This window comes from Marinobacter antarcticus, assembly GCF_900142385.1.
In the GTDB taxonomy this organism is placed as follows: Bacteria; Pseudomonadota; Gammaproteobacteria; order Pseudomonadales; family Oleiphilaceae; genus Marinobacter; species Marinobacter antarcticus.
In genome coordinates this window covers 1,635,650-1,651,801 of record NZ_FRAQ01000001.1, presented here as the reverse complement: position 1 = coordinate 1,651,801, position 16,152 = coordinate 1,635,650, and the positions used below count along the sequence as shown (strand labels likewise).

Below are 16,152 nucleotides of genomic sequence, written 5' to 3'. Positions count from 1 at the left end.
TTTTAAAAAAAACAGAAACACTCTTATCCAGAGTAGCTTTACGGGAATCAATCATCCCGACGCTCGGGAACAAGCATCCGGCGCAGGGTCTTATCCCGGTCAACAAAATGATGTTTCAGTGCTCCCGCTGCGTGAATCAGCGCAAGAGCAACCAAAGCCCAAGTGCTCCAGTAATGTACCAACCCTGCAGTATCTTCAAGCCGTTTAATCTGGCCTGTTACGGATGGCACTTCGAACCAGCCAAACACGCTCACGGATGAGCCATCAGCAGTTGAAATCAGAAACCCGCTCGCCATCGCGACAAAGACAAGAACGTACAGAAAACCGTGAGCTATTCGGGCACTGAGAACCTCCCAAAGCTTATGCCCGTCCAACGGATCAGGGGATGCTGTAAACAAGCGCCAAAGTAGCCGAAACACCATCAAGCAAAACAATAAAACGCCGACACTGCGATGGATGTCCGGAGCACGTTGATACCATTCGCTGTAGTACGTCAGGTCAACCATCCAGAATCCCAAAGCAAACATTCCAAACACGACCACAGCAGCAACCCAGTGAACAACAATTGCCACAAAGCCATAGCTGAACGATGTATTACTTAATTGCATGGTAACTGCGGCCTTTTATTCCTTGTCTGTAACTCACGATTTAAAGTATAGGTAGCCACACTCGCAAAGGAAATCGGAATGTTTTGCCCCCTATCATCAAAAATTCTGATCATGCGCCTGGGCCCTCGCGGGTGTTTGCCTTTGGTCTCATACGGGTTTTACGGATTGTTAAAAACCATAGACCCGATAGACTTTATCCATGCTGAATTGCCCCGTCGGGGGCCTCATTGAACGAGAGGACAGGACATGGAACTTGAATTTGACGAATCCGTTGTAATTCCAAGCAACAACTGATTTTGCGTGGCCCCTGTACGGGGCCGCCCTATTCTCTGCAACTCACACTTAAACTGCGAAATAATTGCAAACCACTTCCAGTTTCTTCATGAAACAGTGGTAATACTCTCCGCTTTTTGGCAATCTCTCTCCCAACTATCAGTTTACTCAGGCTTTTTCCGGTTTCAGCTGTGACTGATCAGTGATCATTCAGGCGCTTATCTTCAATAGCACCTGATGCATTCGTTCAATGACTCAGAACTCACTATGGTGCATTCCCTCCCGGCAAAGCTGACAGACCCAGAACTGGACGTGTTGTCGCCGCTGCTACACAGAAACGGCGATGTCTGGACGGCGGACTTTCGCGGATTGATTCTGAGCACGGCTCTGCAACCCATTTACAGCATTTCCCACAAACGAACCGTTGGCTATGAAGCCTTGATTCGGGCGCTGGACCCGGATAACGCCAGCGTCCTGCCGATACATCTTTTTGAGCTACCAACCTCAGATGCTGAGGCTCTCCTCCTGGACCGGCTGTGTCGGTATCTGCACATCCAGAATTACAGTGGCCTAAAGGATCAGCTCAACTGGCTGTTTCTGAACGTTTCCCCCCGGGTTGTAACCAGTGGCAGCCAGGCAGATTCATTTTTCGGCGAATTACTTGCACAAACCAAGCTGCCGCCACACCGGGTCGTTATCGAGATTGTCGAACAGCCAACCGATGATGCTGAACGCCTGCGTGACACCGTTGCCTACTATCGACAACTGGGATGCCTGACTGCCATCGATGACTTTGGTGCCGGGCACTCCAACTTTGAGCGAATCTGGAATCTGTCGCCGGACATCGTAAAGCTGGATCGAAAACTGCTGACGCGGGCGACGGAAGACCACAAGGCACGACAGATACTGAACGGTATCGTTTCACTGTTGCATCAGTCGGGGTGCCTGGTTTTACTGGAGGGTGTGGAAACCAGCGATCAGGCCATGATTGCCATTGATGCTGGTGTGGATTTTGTTCAGGGGTTTTACTTCTGCCGTCCCAGTACTGATCTGGCAAAGCTCTGCAATGCACAGCCAGACTTTGACCAGCTACTGCGAGAGTACAAAGCGTGTCACCAGATAACCCGGGACCCGACCCGCCAGCTGGTGGATTTTTTTCAGCGGGATTTTCATAAAGCTACCGAGCAACTGCAAACCGGCGCTGCCATGGCCCGGGCTTGTAGCACACTACTGAGTCACCACACGGTTTCACGCTGTTATCTGGCGGATGACAAAGGCGTTCAGATTGAGGACACACTGATATCGGACACCGGAACCCGAAACCTGGACCCGCGCTTCAAGCCGCTTGAGAGCACCAGCAAGGCGGACTGGTACCGGCAACAGTACCTTCGGCAGGCATTGGCTCAGCCCGGCAACCTCCACGTCACAGCGCCCTATCTCTGCGTAACCGGCGCCTACATGTGTGTCACTCTTTCACTGTGCTTTACTCATGAAAGCGAGCTGCGCGTGCTGTGCTGCGACATTCTCGCCAATCCGCCCCAACCTTCTGTCAACCCGGTCTGATTCCGTACACCACGGAAATGGCTACAACAGAGACCAGGCCAATAAAAAGATTCATTGGCAGGCCAACCCGCATGAAATCCCGGAACCGGTAACCACCTGGGCCAAATACCATCATATTGGTCTGGTAGCCCAAAGGCGTTGCAAAACTGGCCGATGCGGCCATCATCACCGCGATCACAAACGGTTCAGCCGCAACCCCCATGGTAGTGGTCATCGACAACACCACCGGGAGAACCAGAACAGCCGCCGCATTGTTCGTAATGACTTCCGTAAGCACAGACACCGAAAAATAGACCAGAAAAAGAGCCAGCAATACGTGCCCCTTACTGAGGCCAAGAATGGCGTCTGCGACATAGCTTGCTGCCCCGGTCTGCTGCAGGGCTGCACCCAGGGCAAAAGAGGCAGCAATGGTAAGAACCACGGGCGCATCAACGGATTTCTGTGCCTGCCCTACTGAGCAGCAGCCGCTCAGTATCATCAGGGCTGCACCCAGTAAAGCGGCATTCAGCATGCTGAGAACACCACAGGCAGCAAGCCCTACCAAAACAACCAGCACTGCCCAGGACAACCAGGCACGATCATGCCTTGGAGTCTCGGTTCCCAGGTCATTTATAAGCAGAAAATCCTTGTTGTAGCGCTGACGGCTCACAAACGCTGGCCGGGCTTCGAGCAAAAGCACATCGCCGGGCTTGAGACGAATGTTGCCGAGGTTTCCCGATACCCTCGCACCCCCCCGGGCGACCGCCAAAACGACCGCCCCATAACGCTCACGGAACCGCGCATCGCGAATGGTCTGGCCAAGCACGTCTGATTGAGGGGACAAAGCCGCTTCCATCAGGCAGCGCTCTGCACGGTCCTTGCTCAGGCTGGGCTCGTCCGCGTGTACAGAGGGCACAATGCCATTAATGCGCAGCAAGTCGGAAATCGCCTGGGTGTCACCGGCAAATACAAGTCTGTCTCCGCCGCGCAGGCGCTCCTCGGAAGAAACTGCTGTTACCACGCTGCCGTCGCGCTCAATCTCTACCAGGTAAAGCCGCTCCAGTTCCCGCAAACCGGCCTCACCTACAGCCTTGCCAACCAGCGGCCCATCAAACGCAACCGCAACCTCCAGAGTAAACTCCCTCATGGAACCGAATTTGTGCCGGTCCTCCCGGTTTGGCAGTGCTCTGGGCATAAACAGTAAAATTGCGGCAATGCCGAGAATCGCTACCGGCAGCCCAACGGCGGTGATGGAGAATATGGAAAGCCCGGCATCACCGGTCAGTTGCTGGTACTGACCATTAACGACCAGGTTGGTACTGGTGCCAATCATGGTCAGCGTGCCACCAAGAATGGCGGAGTAGCTGAGAGGAATCATCAGTTTGGAAGGCGCAATTCCGATCTTCCGGGACCAGGCATGAACCGCCGGAATCATTGTGGCCACTACCGGCGTATTATTGAGAAAGCCGCTCAACAGGGCAACCGGAAGCGTAATCCTCGCCTGGGCAGAGCGAACCGTCTTCGGGTTTCGAAGCAGGTGCCTCACCAGCAGGTCAACTCCGCCGGAATGATGAATACCCGCAGCCACCACAAACAGAGCAACAACAGTGATCAACCCGGTGTTACTGAAACCCGCCAACGCCTGATCGGCCGAAATAATGCCACTGGCACTCAGCACCACAAGCACACCCATCATGACTAAATGAGGCGCATAGCGTCCTGAACTCATAAGTAACAGCGCGGCGCCAGCGAGGCCCAGCGCAAACCAGCCTTGCCAGCCCATCTACGGTTCTTCCCGATCAGAAAACGGGCAGAATAACGAGCTTTATGGATAATTAAAAAGAATAACGAATTCTTTTTATAGACCTAAACGAAATAAATCGCGAGCAGAACGCCTCTGGACCATCAGCCAGCTACATCCGCCATATTGCCATAGGCCTCGAGCCAGGCTCTCCGGTCAGACGCGCGCTTCTTGCCAAGGAGCATATCCATCCGGCTGTCGGTATCATCACCTTCTTCGATGGTCAGCATGACCAGGCGGCGGGTATCCGGCGCCATAGTGGTCTCCCGGAGCTGAAGCGGGTTCATTTCACCCAACCCCTTAAAGCGGGTTACGGAAATCTTGCCCTTACGCTTTTCCGCCTCTATGCGATCGAGAATACCCTGCTTTTCATGCTCGTCGAGGGCATAGAAAGTTTCCTTGCCGAGATCCACCCGATACAACGGTGGCATGGCGACAAACACATGGCCGGCAGCAACAACCGGGCGGAAGTGTTTAAGAAACAAAGCACAGAGAAGCGTCGCAATGTGCAGGCCATCAGAGTCTGCGTCAGCGAGAATACAGACTTTGTTATAGCGCAAGCCATCGAGCCGATCCGAGTTGGGGTCGACACCTATAGCCACAGCGATATCGTGAATCTCCTGTGAAGCCAGAATCTCACTGGAATCTATCTCCCAGGTGTTCAGGATCTTTCCCCGCAATGGCATGACCGCCTGGAACTCACGATCACGCGCCTGCTTGGCTGAGCCGCCAGCGGAGTCACCTTCAACCAGAAACAGCTCAGAGCGGGCGGTATCGCCACCGGAGCAATCGGCAAGCTTGCCGGGCAGGGCCGGGCCGGATGTGACCCTTTTGCGAGCCACCTTCTTGTTTGCCTTTAACCGACGCTGGGCATTGCTGATGAATAGCTCCGCCAGCACCTCGGCCACGTCGGTATGGTGATTCAGCCATAAACTGAAGGCATCCTTGACCACACCGGAAATAAACCCTGCCGCTTCCCGTGAGGACAAGCGCTCTTTGGTCTGACCGGAAAACTGCGGTTCCTGCATCTTGAACGAAAGTACATAAGCCGCCCTATCCCAGATATCATCGGGAGAAAGCTTCACACCTCGTGGCAGCAAGTTACGAAACTCACAGAACTCACGCATGGCTTCCAGAAGGCCTGTCCGTAAACCGTTTACATGGGTGCCGCCCTGAACGGTGGGGATCAGGTTAACGTAGCTTTCCATCAGCGCCTCACCGCCTTCCGGGAGCCACTGAATCGCCCAGTCAACAGCGTCCTTGTTACCGGAAAAACTGCCGGTAAAGGGTTCCAGGGGAACGACTTCAATATCTATCAGCGCAGTGCGCAGATAGTCCCGGAGGCCTTCCTCATAGAACCACTCGTCTTTCTCGCCGGTTTTTTCCTGAACAAAGGTCACGGTCAGCCCGGGGCAAAGCACTGCTTTTGCGCGAAGGTTATGGCGCAGGCGGCTGACGGAAAAATTAGGACTGTCGAAGTATTTCGTATCCGGTGTGAACTTGATGCGGGTACCGGTGTTGCGCTTACCAACGGTATCGATCACTTCCAGTTCAGAGGCCTTTTCACCATTTGCAAACGTCATGCGGTGGAGCTCACCGTCGCGCTTGATGATGACCTCCAGGTGGGTCGAAAGCGCGTTCACGACAGAAACGCCGACGCCGTGCAGACCGCCTGAAAAGTTATAATTGGCCTGAGAGAACTTGCCGCCGGCGTGCAGCCGCGTCAGGATCAACTCAACACCGGGCAGCCCTTCTTCTTTATGGAGATCAACCGGCATACCCCGGCCATCGTCTTCAACGCTCAGCGATCCATCGGCATACAGCACCACATCAATACGGCGGGCGTGGCCGGCGAGAGCCTCATCCACACTGTTGTCGATCACTTCCTGGGCCAGATGGTTCGGGCGACTGGTGTCCGTGTACATACCGGGGCGCTTGCGTACCGGGTCCAGGCCACTCAGTACTTCAATCGCGTCGGCGTTATATTGTTGCTGGCTCATAGACAGGAAGAGACTCCGCAGGAAGAAAAATTCGTTCCCATAGCTTAGGGATTCGCGGCCAAAGATCAACGGCTGATTGCTGTTTGTATGAACAGCCTATGGACGGCGGGATAATTAAAACTTCACAACAAGATCCCTGTCACGGACACCGGATACCCGAATCTCTCGCCGGTCCCTTGCCAGAACGGCAATCACCACACAGGGTGAGGTGATTGCCTGTGTAACCATTGTCCCGGGCGCAGGCGCACGCACAGTCATGGAAAGTCGCAGAGTATTGTCGGTATTCTCTAACGAAGCCGAAGTCAGGCTGACACTGTAGCCACCCGTTGGCTTCTCTCCCAGCGTCACAAACAGCAGATGCTCCTTTCCAAGATCCACCTGCCGCAGTTGCTGAACGGCCATATTCTGGGCAGGTAATTCCAGCAGCTGTTGCAATCGCTCCGGGGTTTGGACGTAAGCCAGTCCCGGGCCGGTCAGCCCACAATGTGCAGACTGGATCACCTGGCGCGCCAAAGGCTCACTGGGCTTATCTTCCACCGTGTCGGAAGATGCACAGCCAGCGAGCAAAGCACTCCCAGCCAACAAAGAAACCGCAGGCAAGCCTGCCAACATTTTTCTGATTACTGCAATCAACGCTCTGCTCCGATTGTTTTGGGTGCAATCTCACTGGCCGGTTGTGGCGTTTTCAGTTTATAACCTGTGAATCCGGGGCGGGGCAGCACATCAGGCGTTGCTGCCGATATGGTGGGGCGAGAGTAGCTTGTGCTCATACTGATACCCGTCAGATCAGTGTTCTCGTCTATGGTAATCACCTCCCGCATGCCTGTCACCGGGTACTCCGCACAGGCCTCACCCGCCTGACAAATAATACCGTCGTTGTCCAGATCTGTGCCCGCTACAAGATAATAATCGCCTGGAGGTGCGTCAGAAAAACTTGAGATACGCCCGTCATCCAGGCGAAAACTGAACTGATAAGTTCCGTTAACGGCAACCATGGAGACCTGAGCGGCTGATTCAAGCTGGCCTTGGGCATTTGGTTCAGTATTAACCAGCAGCACAAAATGCCGGCCCGCATCCCGTACATTCTCATCCGTTACAAGCTCAGCCACCACCGGAATCTCAAGCTCTCTGGGAATGTCGCTGGTGTATTTCACCTGAAGTGTAGTGCGCACAGGACCGCCCGGCGGCAACTGATCGTTAAGATTAACGGTTAGTGAAAACGGCGGCGCTGCGGAAAGCGACACATCAAGCCAGTCCGGGCTCGCGATGAGCGGATCAACAGTCACAGTCTGGCTCTGGTCACCCAGAACCTGCAACTCGATATCCTGTGATTTTCTGGTCTCCGACGACAGACTGACGACAGCGGGCGATGCCGTCAGAATAGTGACTGAAGGAGAATCGATAGCAGTCAGAACCGCCTTGGCCGCATCAATCACCCCGAAACCCAGCGCATCTGAGCGGCCACCCGGGACAGGTGTAGTGAGTCGACCGTCCGCGAGCCAAGTCGCCAGCCTCACGGTATTCAGATCCGGCTTTATGCTTTTCATGAGTGCAAACACTCCAGCCACATGAGGCGCCGCCATCGACGTACCTTGCAGCCCGGCATAATCCGGCTCAAACCCCTCGACGCCAAGGCTTGCACTGGCGCTGATAACCAGATCCGCCAAGCCGTCAAGGTTTGCGTCCCTGCGAATGTCGCCGCCCGGGGCCGCAAGGTCAATCCAGGGGCCAAAGTTGGAATAGCTGGAAATATTGCCACCACCATCCACCGCACTGACAGCAAACACGCCTTGCGCTGCGGCCGGGTATGCGGACAGGGAGCTGGCCTGATTGCCTGCAGCAGCCACAACAATCACGCCGTTGGAAACGGCCTCGGTAATAGCATCCTGCAAAGCTGTTATCTCGGGCAGACCACCGAGGCTGAGGTTGATTATGTCAGCCTTAACCGGAATGCTGCCACCGACCCAGCGGATAGCATCAATCAGATCGGTGGACGACCCGGTACCACCCTCGCCCAGCACCCGGACAGGCAGCAGTTCGCTGCCAAATGCCACGCCCGTTCCACCAAGCAGAGTTGTCGCACTGGCCGCGACGGTGCCAGCAACATGGGTGCCGTGAAACACATTATCACCTGCTGCGTTTCCAGGATCTCGCGGATCGTTGTCCCGGCCTCCGGTGCCATCATTGTCGAATTCTGCTGAGACAAAGTCTGCTCCGTCAGGAATCGGACTTACAACATTGGGGGCCAGGTCCGGATGCCAGCCCGATGCGTCTCTGAACAGCCCGGTATCCATAACCGCTACTTTGACATCAGAACCTCCCCCAGCGGCCAGTTGCCAGGCAGCAGGTAAATTGATCAGATCGTAATGCCACTGCTTCGGATACAGCGGCTGATCGAGCGGTCCCTGGGCCGACATAATATAGTCAGGCACCGCACTCGTAACTCCGGGTTGCTGCCTCAGGTTATCGATCCAATCCAGAGTATCCTGTCCGCTGGCTGACGGCGTTGACATGCGGCTGGCCGGCATAGCCATTAACCAGTGCTGATGGCCCAGCGCGCGGATTGCCTGCCCCGCGAGCTGACTGGATGCAGCCATCTGTTGGCCGGCAGAGTCCGACATGGTAACGATGGCCCGCCCCGGAACAAAGGCGTGCTCCGGCCAGTCCAGATTCAGCGCTGCAGACTGCGCCCCCGCTGTTTTTTCCAGCACATAGCGGGCCGGCCGAGGATCCAACGGACCAGGGAAAACCGCCACAAGATAGTCACCCGGATTCTCAGTCGCAGGCAGGCTCACACTGGCCGAAAATAAATTATTGACCGGATCAGTGGTTTGCGAGCTCACCGCTGCCCCATCCAGGCGCTGCAACTCCAGCGTTACTGCCGGTCCGTCAGCATCATCGAGAAAGGTGCGGAGAGACACGAGCTCCCCCGGCACAAGCGGAACTCGAAAACTGTCTTCCGGATCTTTGGGAAAGTCATCAAAAGGGTCGCTGGTGCCGCGGGAATCTTCGTCAAGACTGACATATCCCGCAAGAATGAATGAGACTGGCAGTGGCTGGGGCTCGGTCAGCGGACTTCTGGTCAGGATGAGTCGGTCAGCCGTATCACCGTCAACCCGAGTATTGGCCTCAATACCGATAGAACCGGCAACAACAACCGGAGCCAGAGGCAGCGGGACATCGATTACCCCGTCCTCGTCATCACCAGAAGATGATGATCCGCCGCCGCAGCCGCCGACCACCAGCGAAAGTGCCAGCACACCAGCAATCTGGTTATTTGTATAATCCATGATACCTGCTCCGAGCCCGCCATCCATTGAACTACCTATACTTATATTATAGTTCGGATCCGGAACAAGTTCTCCTGGCTCTGTTTTTTTAACGGCGCGCTCTATTACCGGCCATGTTCTTACCACCCCTTAAAGGGCATAGAACATCATCGGCACAAAGGCGACCAGCAACAAACGTTCATAACGATGCCGTGCGCTCTGCCGCAAACACCTCGCTCTCGCCTACAACTTGTCGGGCAAACAGATGGCAGGTCAAGACTGGCTCAGGCCCAGCATCGCGACTACCTGATCGGTCAGGCCGTCCTGGGTCAGACCACCGCGCTCCGGCCGGTACCAGGTTACCGTCCAACTCAAGGCACCTGTCAGCATACGGCGCACCACAAATGGATCGGCTACCAGAGCGCCCTCATCTTTCAGAGCATTCAGCACATCCAGCCATAAGGCCTCATAGATATCCCGAAGCTTCAGCACTTCTGCCTGGGAGGCTTCAGAAAGACTGCGCCACTCGAACACCAGAACCGCCATAGCCTCTCCGGTCTGGCCGTTAATCGATTCCAGCTCTGCGCTTACCAGCGCCCTTAGCTTCTCCCGGTTGGAATCAGCGGCACTCATAGCCGCCTGCATTACGGCTGTATTCAATCTGATGGTTTCAACCATTACCGCTTTGAGGATTTCTTCTTTGGTGCGGAAGTGGTGAAAAAGGCTTCCCGACTGGATACCCACGGCAGCTGCCAGATCCCTCACAGTGGTGCGCTCGTAACCTTTATCACGGAACAGACGCGCCGCTTCCCGAAGCAGACGACCGCGAGCACTGTCCGGGTCGGAAACCAGATTTTCGGCAATAAGTGACTGAAGAATTTTGTCTTGATTCACAAGGGCATCCAGCGGCTCTAAAAGAATGGATATTCTACCTGACATTTACCTGTTTACAAACCAAGCGCTTGCTTGGTACTGTCTGATCATGAATCAATCTATGGCCTACACCCATGCACGAACGCCGGGCCAACACAGTAACAGGATGCATGCACATGGCTGACTCCCCCAAAACCGTTCGCATAGGTTGTTCCTCCGCATTCTGGGGCGACACCGAAACGGCAGCAGCGCAACTGGTTCATAAAGGCAACATTGATTACCTGGTTGCCGACTACCTGGCCGAAGTCACCATGTCGATCATGGCCGGCCAGAAGATGAAAGACCCCAGTAAAGGCTACGCCCGGGACTTTGTAGAAACCGTTATGGGCCCTTTGCTTGGCGACATCAAAGCAAAAGGCATTCGTGTTCTGGCTAACGCCGGAGGGGTTAACCCGGTGGCCTGCCGTGATGCCCTGCAAGCTTTATGCGAAAAGGCTGGTGTGAAATTGAACATCGCGCTGGTGCTCGGTGACGACTTGCTGCCGAAAAAGCAGGCCCTGAGCAAAGCCGGCACAACCGAAATGGCCACGGGTGCGCCCATGCCGGCAATGATGGTAAGCCTGAACGCCTACCTCGGCGCACCGGGCATGGTGGCAGCCCTGGAGCAGGGAGCCGACATTGTCCTTACCGGCCGGGTCGTAGACAGCGCACTGATTCTTGCACCTCTGGTTCACGAGTTTGGCTGGGACTGGAAAGACTACAACAAGCTGGCTCAGGGTAGCCTTGCCGGTCACCTTCTGGAATGCGGCGCACAAGCAACGGGCGGTAACTTTACAGACTGGGAAGACGTTGCCGAAGGCTTTGACGACATGGGATTCCCCATTGCCGAAGTCAGTGCAGATGGTGATTTCGTCATCACCAAACCGGAAGGCACTGGTGGCCTAGTGAGCCGTGGCACCGTAGCTGAACAACTGGTTTACGAAATAGGCGACCCCCGCGCTTATCTGCTGCCAGATGTTACCTGCGACTTTACCAATGTTGAGTTGGAAGAAAGCGGGGCAGACCGTGTAACCGTGCGCGGCGCCCGCGGCCTGCCACCAACGGACAGCTATAAAGTGTCCGGCACCTGGCCAGACGGTTTCAAGTGCACCGCAACCTTCCTGCTCGCAGGCATTGACGCCCCGAAGAAGGCCCAGGCGGTTGCCGAAGCGATTCTCACCAAAACGTCACGCCTGCTAAAGGAGCGTGGCCTGCCTGACTACACGGAAACCAGCATCGAACTGCTGGGCACTGAAACCACATATGGTAAGCAGGGTCGAGGCCAGGGCATCCGGGAAGTTGTCGTCAAAATCAGCACAGCTCATGCGAAGAAAGCGGCACTCGTGCTTTTTTCAAGGGAAATCGCACAGGCGGCGACCGGCATGGCACCTGGCCTTACCGGTATTGTGGGTGGCCGGCCAGCCGTGTGGCCTAAAATCCGACTTTACTCCTGCCTGGTGCCCAAGGGCGAAGTCGCTGTATCGGTTAATCTGGACGATGACGTGACATACGTAGACATAGATTCTACAGGCGGGTTCCAGCCCGAACAGATCAAAGATCAGCCCGCAGGTAAACCAGCGCCAGCTTCCGATACCACCGTGCGCCTGATCGATCTGGCCTGGGCCCGCAGCGGCGACAAAGGTGACCACAGCAACATTGGTGTTATTGCGCGCAACCCGGAATTCGTTCCGTTTATCGAAACTGCGCTGACCGAAGATGCGGTCGCAGAGTGGATGGCCCATACACTTAATCCGGAAACCGGCAAGGTGACACGCTGGGCCATGCCCGGGTTTCATGCGTTCAACTTCCTTCTCGAACACAGCCTCGGTGGCGGCGGCATTGCCAGCCTGCGAATTGATCCGCAAGGCAAGGCGTTTGCACAGCAGTTACTTGAATTTCCAGTGCCAGTACCTTCCGGGCTGGTACGCGCCTGAACTTTGAATAAGGTTTTAAAAATATGAGCTATCAATCCGTTTTTCACCCTGACTTATTCAAGGGCCAGACATTTATCGTGACCGGCGGCGGTTCCGGTATCGGCCGCTGCACCGCCCACGAACTCGCCTCCCTTGGGGCCCGTGTTGCACTGGTGGGTCGTAAAGTAGAAAAGGTTGAAGCAGTCAAAGCCGAAATTCTTGAGGACGGCGGCATTGCCTCGGCTCATGTCTGCGATATCCGTGAAGAAGAATCTGTAAAAACCACGGTGAAAGCGATCATTGAAGAGCATGGCGGCCTGAACGGTGTGGTTAACAATGCCGGCGGCCAATTCCCCTCGCCTCTGGCCGGCATCAATCAGAAAGGCTGGGAGACGGTGGTACGCACCAACCTTACCGGCGGCTTTCTGATGGCACGAGAAGCTTATACCCAGGCTCTGTCGAAGACCGGCGGTGCCATCGTGAACATTGTGGCGGACATGTGGGGCGGCATGCCCGGCATGGGGCACTCCGGTGCAGCAAGGGCCGGCATGGTGAACTTCACCCAGACTGCCGCTGTGGAATGGGGCACCTCAGGCGTTCGCGTGAATGCGGTTGCTCCCGGCTGGATCGCATCCAGCGGCATGGACAACTACCCCGAGCACATGAAGCAGTGGATTCGCAGCTTGGGCGACAACGTCCCCATCAAGCGCATGGGCACGGAATCGGAAATCAGCGCAGCAATCTGCTTCTTGCTGAGCCCGGGCGCATCATTTATCAGCGGTGATTGCCTGCGCATTGACGGCGCGGCCTCACAAGGCGGGCGGGTATGGCCGTTCCCCAAGGCCAAGAATAACGAGCCGTACAACGGTTTTCACCGGGCAGTCACACCGAAAGTGCTCAGCGAGGATTGAGGAATTTTTATGCAAACACTGGAAACCAGCATTAATCCGCAATCCGACGAGTTCCGGGGCAACACCGAGGCCATGAATGAACACATCCAGACCTTCCGGGATGTGGAGCAGAAAGTTCTCGACCTGGCGGAAGCTGCACGGGAAAAGTTCACCAAACGCGGAAAGCTCCTGCCCCGGGATCGCATTAACCGCTTGCTGGATCGAGGTACTCCGTTCCTGGAGCTGTGCTCGCTGGCCGGCTACAAGATGCACGACGACAAAGACGGCAGCATGGCTGGCGGCAATATCATCGCTGGCATCGGCACCGTCAGTGGCATCCGTTGCCTGGTTGTAGCCAGCAACAGTGCCATCAAAGGTGGAACCATAACGCCTGCCGGCCTGGATAAAACCTTGCGCCTGCAGCAGATCGCCAAAGAGAACAAACTGCCGGTTGTTTCCCTGTCGGAGAGCGGTGGTGCCAACCTGAACTACGCCACCGACATCTTCGTGCAAGGCGCGCGGGGCTTCGCCAACCAGGCCCGCATGTCTGCCGCCGGGCTCCCACAGGTCACCGTTGTGCACGGCAACGCCACCGCCGGCGGCGCCTATCAGCCGGGTTTGTCTGATTACGTAATCGCTATCCGCGGCCAAGCCAAAATGTTCCTGGCCGGCCCACCACTGCTGAAAGCAGCAACCGGCGAAATAGCCGATGACGAAGAACTCGGCGGCGCAGAAATGCACGCCCAGGTCGCTGGTACCGCCGAATATCTGGCCGAAGACGACGCCGACGGTATCCGCCAGGCCAGAAACATCCTCGAAGCCCTGCCCTGGAACGAACAGTTCCCACTGCAACGCGAACTGAAGTGGGACAAACCACTTCACCCTGCGGAAGAGCTGCTGGGTGTTATTCCCTCAGACGCCAAAAAGCCTTACGACGTTCGTGAAATCCTGGCACGCATCGCAGACGGCTCAAAGTTTATGGACTTCAAAAACGAGTTCGACGACCAGACCGTATGCGGCACCATCCGCATTGAAGGACATTCCGTCGGCATCATCGGCAACAACGGCCCGATCACACCGGCCGGAAGCGCGAAAGCTGCCCAGTTTATCCAGCTCTGCGACCAGGCCGGCACGCCGCTGCTGTTCCTGCACAACACCACCGGCTTCATGGTGGGTACGCATTCGGAGCAGAACGGCATCATCAAACACGGCTCGAAAATGATTCAAGCCGTTGCCAACTGCCGAGTGCCAAAAGTCGCAATCGTGATCGGCGGTTCCTATGGTGCAGGTAACTATGCCATGTGTGGCCGCGGCCTCGACCCGCGTTTCATCTTCGCCTGGCCCAACAGCCGAACTGCCGTAATGGGTCCGGCCCAGGCCGGTAAGGTGATGCGCATCGTGGCGGAAGACAAGCAGCGTCGCAGCGGCATAGAGCCTGATCCAAAAACGCTGGATTTTCTGGAGCAAGCCACAGCCAAGAAACTGGAAGATGGCTCCACAGCACTGTTCGGTACAGCCCGGCTCTGGGACGACGGCCTGATTGATCCAAGGGATACACGGCGCGTAGTGGCTCTGGTTCTCGACGTGTGCCGCGAAGCCGAAATTCGTCAGTTGCGACCTAACACGTTTGGCGTGGCCCGCCTCTAGGGGATTCCTGGAAGTCTGTCCCCACACCTGCCACCCAAGCTAGCGAACCTGCTCTAACAGTAACAGGCAAGAACTAACTATCAGGAGTACAAGAACGTGAAATTCACAGCCGAACACGAAGCCTTGAGAAAAACCGTCCGCGATTTCGTGCAAAAAGAAATTAACCCCCATTGCGACGAATGGGAGGAAGCCGGCGAGTTCCCCATTCACGAACTATTCAAGAAAATGGGCGACCTCGGCTTACTGGGCATTCAAAAGCCCGAAGAATACGGCGGCATGGGGCTGGACTACAGCTACAACCTTGTAGCGGCTGAAGAACTGGGCATGGCCAACTGTGGTGGCGTACCTCTGGCAGTTGGCGTGCAGACCGACATGTGCACACCGGCCATCGCCCGCTTTGGCTCCGACGAACTGAAGCGCACCTTCCTGGCACCGGCTATCGCCGGCGACATGGTGGGCTGTATTGGTGTGAGCGAAGTAGGCGCAGGTTCCGACGTGGCGGGTATGAAAACCAATGCCAAAAAAGACGGTGATGACTACATCATTAACGGCTCCAAAATGTGGATCACCAACAGCCCGAAAGCCGACTTTATCTGCCTGCTGGCCAACACCACTGACGACAAGCCGCACAAAAACAAGTCGCTGATTATCGTACCCATGAACTCACCGGGCATAACCATGAGCCCGCACCTGAAGAAACTGGGCATGCGCTCCTCCGAAACTGCCCAGATTTTCTTTGATGATGTGCGTGTACCCCAGCGTTATCGAATCGGCGCCGAAGGCACCGGCTTCATGATGCAGATGCTGCAGTTCCAGGAAGAGCGTTTGTGGGGTGCCGCCAACGTGATCAAGGCCCTGGAAAACTGCATTAACCAAACCATCGATTACTGCCGCGAGCGCAAGACATTCGGTACACCGCTGATTGACAACCAGGTCATTCACTTCCGCCTGGCCGAACTGCAGACCGAAGTAGAAGCCCTGCGCGCCCTCACCTATCAGGCTTGTGAGCTGCACATAGAAGGCAAGGACGTCACCAAACTCGCCTCCATGGCCAAATTGAAAGCCGGTCGCCTGGGCCGCGAAGTTACCGATAGCTGCCTGCAGTACTGGGGTGGTATGGGCTTCATGTGGGACAACCCTGCATCCCGGGCATTCCGTGATGTACGGCTGGTATCTATCGGCGGTGGCGCCGACGAAATCATGCTGGGGATAATCTGCAAGATGATGGGGACCTTACCTGGCAAGCGCAAAGACTAAACTTCGGTGCCAGACGGGCACCCCGGCACCAGCCCCAGAC

11 protein-coding genes are annotated in these 16,152 nt (G+C 55.9%); 5 read left to right on the top strand and 6 right to left on the bottom strand.

Going from position 1 to position 16,152, the window contains the following annotated elements; genetic code table 11:
* Positions 1-47: 47 nt before the first annotated feature.
* A complete protein-coding gene (locus BUA49_RS07790; protein WP_072796606.1) occupies positions 48-608 on the bottom strand; it encodes a cytochrome b in 561 nt (186 codons plus the stop codon).
* 540 nt (positions 609-1,148) lie between these two features.
* Between BUA49_RS07790 and BUA49_RS07785 the strand changes: the two genes are divergently transcribed.
* Complete coding sequence (locus BUA49_RS07785) at positions 1,149-2,444, top strand: EAL domain-containing protein (RefSeq protein WP_072797759.1); 1,296 nt, start codon at positions 1,149-1,151, stop codon at positions 2,442-2,444.
* Here BUA49_RS07785 and BUA49_RS07780 read toward each other — a convergent pair.
* The 5 genes from BUA49_RS07780 to BUA49_RS07760 form a co-directional block, all read right to left on the bottom strand.
* Entirely contained in the window at positions 2,431-4,206 is a 1,776-nt protein-coding gene (locus BUA49_RS07780) for an SLC13 family permease (protein WP_072796605.1), read from the bottom strand. The genes BUA49_RS07785 and BUA49_RS07780 overlap by 14 nt on opposite strands.
* Before the next feature lie 122 nt (positions 4,207-4,328).
* Positions 4,329-6,224 carry a DNA topoisomerase IV subunit B gene (gene parE, locus BUA49_RS07775; RefSeq protein ID WP_072796604.1) on the bottom strand — a complete coding sequence of 632 codons (1,896 nt, stop codon included), beginning with the start codon at positions 6,222-6,224 and terminating at the stop codon, positions 4,329-4,331.
* A gap of 114 nt (positions 6,225-6,338) precedes the next feature.
* The gene (locus tag BUA49_RS07770; protein WP_072796603.1) at positions 6,339-6,857 is read right to left on the bottom strand and encodes a protease complex subunit PrcB family protein; all 519 of its coding nucleotides are present in this window, start codon (positions 6,855-6,857) and stop codon (positions 6,339-6,341) included.
* Entirely contained in the window at positions 6,854-9,514 is a 2,661-nt protein-coding gene (locus BUA49_RS07765) for a S8 family serine peptidase (protein WP_072797757.1), read from the bottom strand. Before BUA49_RS07765 ends, BUA49_RS07770 begins: the two co-directional genes overlap by 4 nt.
* Positions 9,515-9,766: 252 nt before the next feature.
* Positions 9,767-10,432: a TetR/AcrR family transcriptional regulator gene (locus tag BUA49_RS07760; RefSeq protein ID WP_072796602.1), complete on the bottom strand. Its 666-nt coding sequence runs from the start codon at positions 10,430-10,432 to the stop codon at positions 9,767-9,769.
* 110 nt (positions 10,433-10,542) lie between these two features.
* On the opposite strand from BUA49_RS07760, the gene BUA49_RS18310 reads away from it, so the two are divergent.
* The 4 genes from BUA49_RS18310 to BUA49_RS07740 all read left to right on the top strand — a co-directional run bounded on the left by BUA49_RS18310 (position 10,543) and on the right by BUA49_RS07740 (position 16,112).
* Entirely contained in the window at positions 10,543-12,339 is a 1,797-nt protein-coding gene (locus BUA49_RS18310) for an acyclic terpene utilization AtuA family protein (protein WP_072796601.1), read from the top strand.
* Between the two features lie 23 nt (positions 12,340-12,362).
* A complete protein-coding gene (locus BUA49_RS07750) occupies positions 12,363-13,229 on the top strand; it encodes an SDR family oxidoreductase (protein ID WP_072796600.1) in 867 nt (288 codons plus the stop codon).
* A gap of 9 nt (positions 13,230-13,238) precedes the next feature.
* Positions 13,239-14,855 carry an acyl-CoA carboxylase subunit beta gene (locus BUA49_RS07745; protein WP_072796599.1) on the top strand — a complete coding sequence of 539 codons (1,617 nt, stop codon included), beginning with the start codon at positions 13,239-13,241 and terminating at the stop codon, positions 14,853-14,855.
* 96 nt (positions 14,856-14,951) lie between these two features.
* On the top strand, positions 14,952-16,112 hold the full coding sequence (locus BUA49_RS07740; protein WP_072796598.1) for an acyl-CoA dehydrogenase family protein: 1,161 nt from the start codon (positions 14,952-14,954) through the stop codon (positions 16,110-16,112).
* The last annotated feature ends 40 nt before the right edge of the window (positions 16,113-16,152 follow it).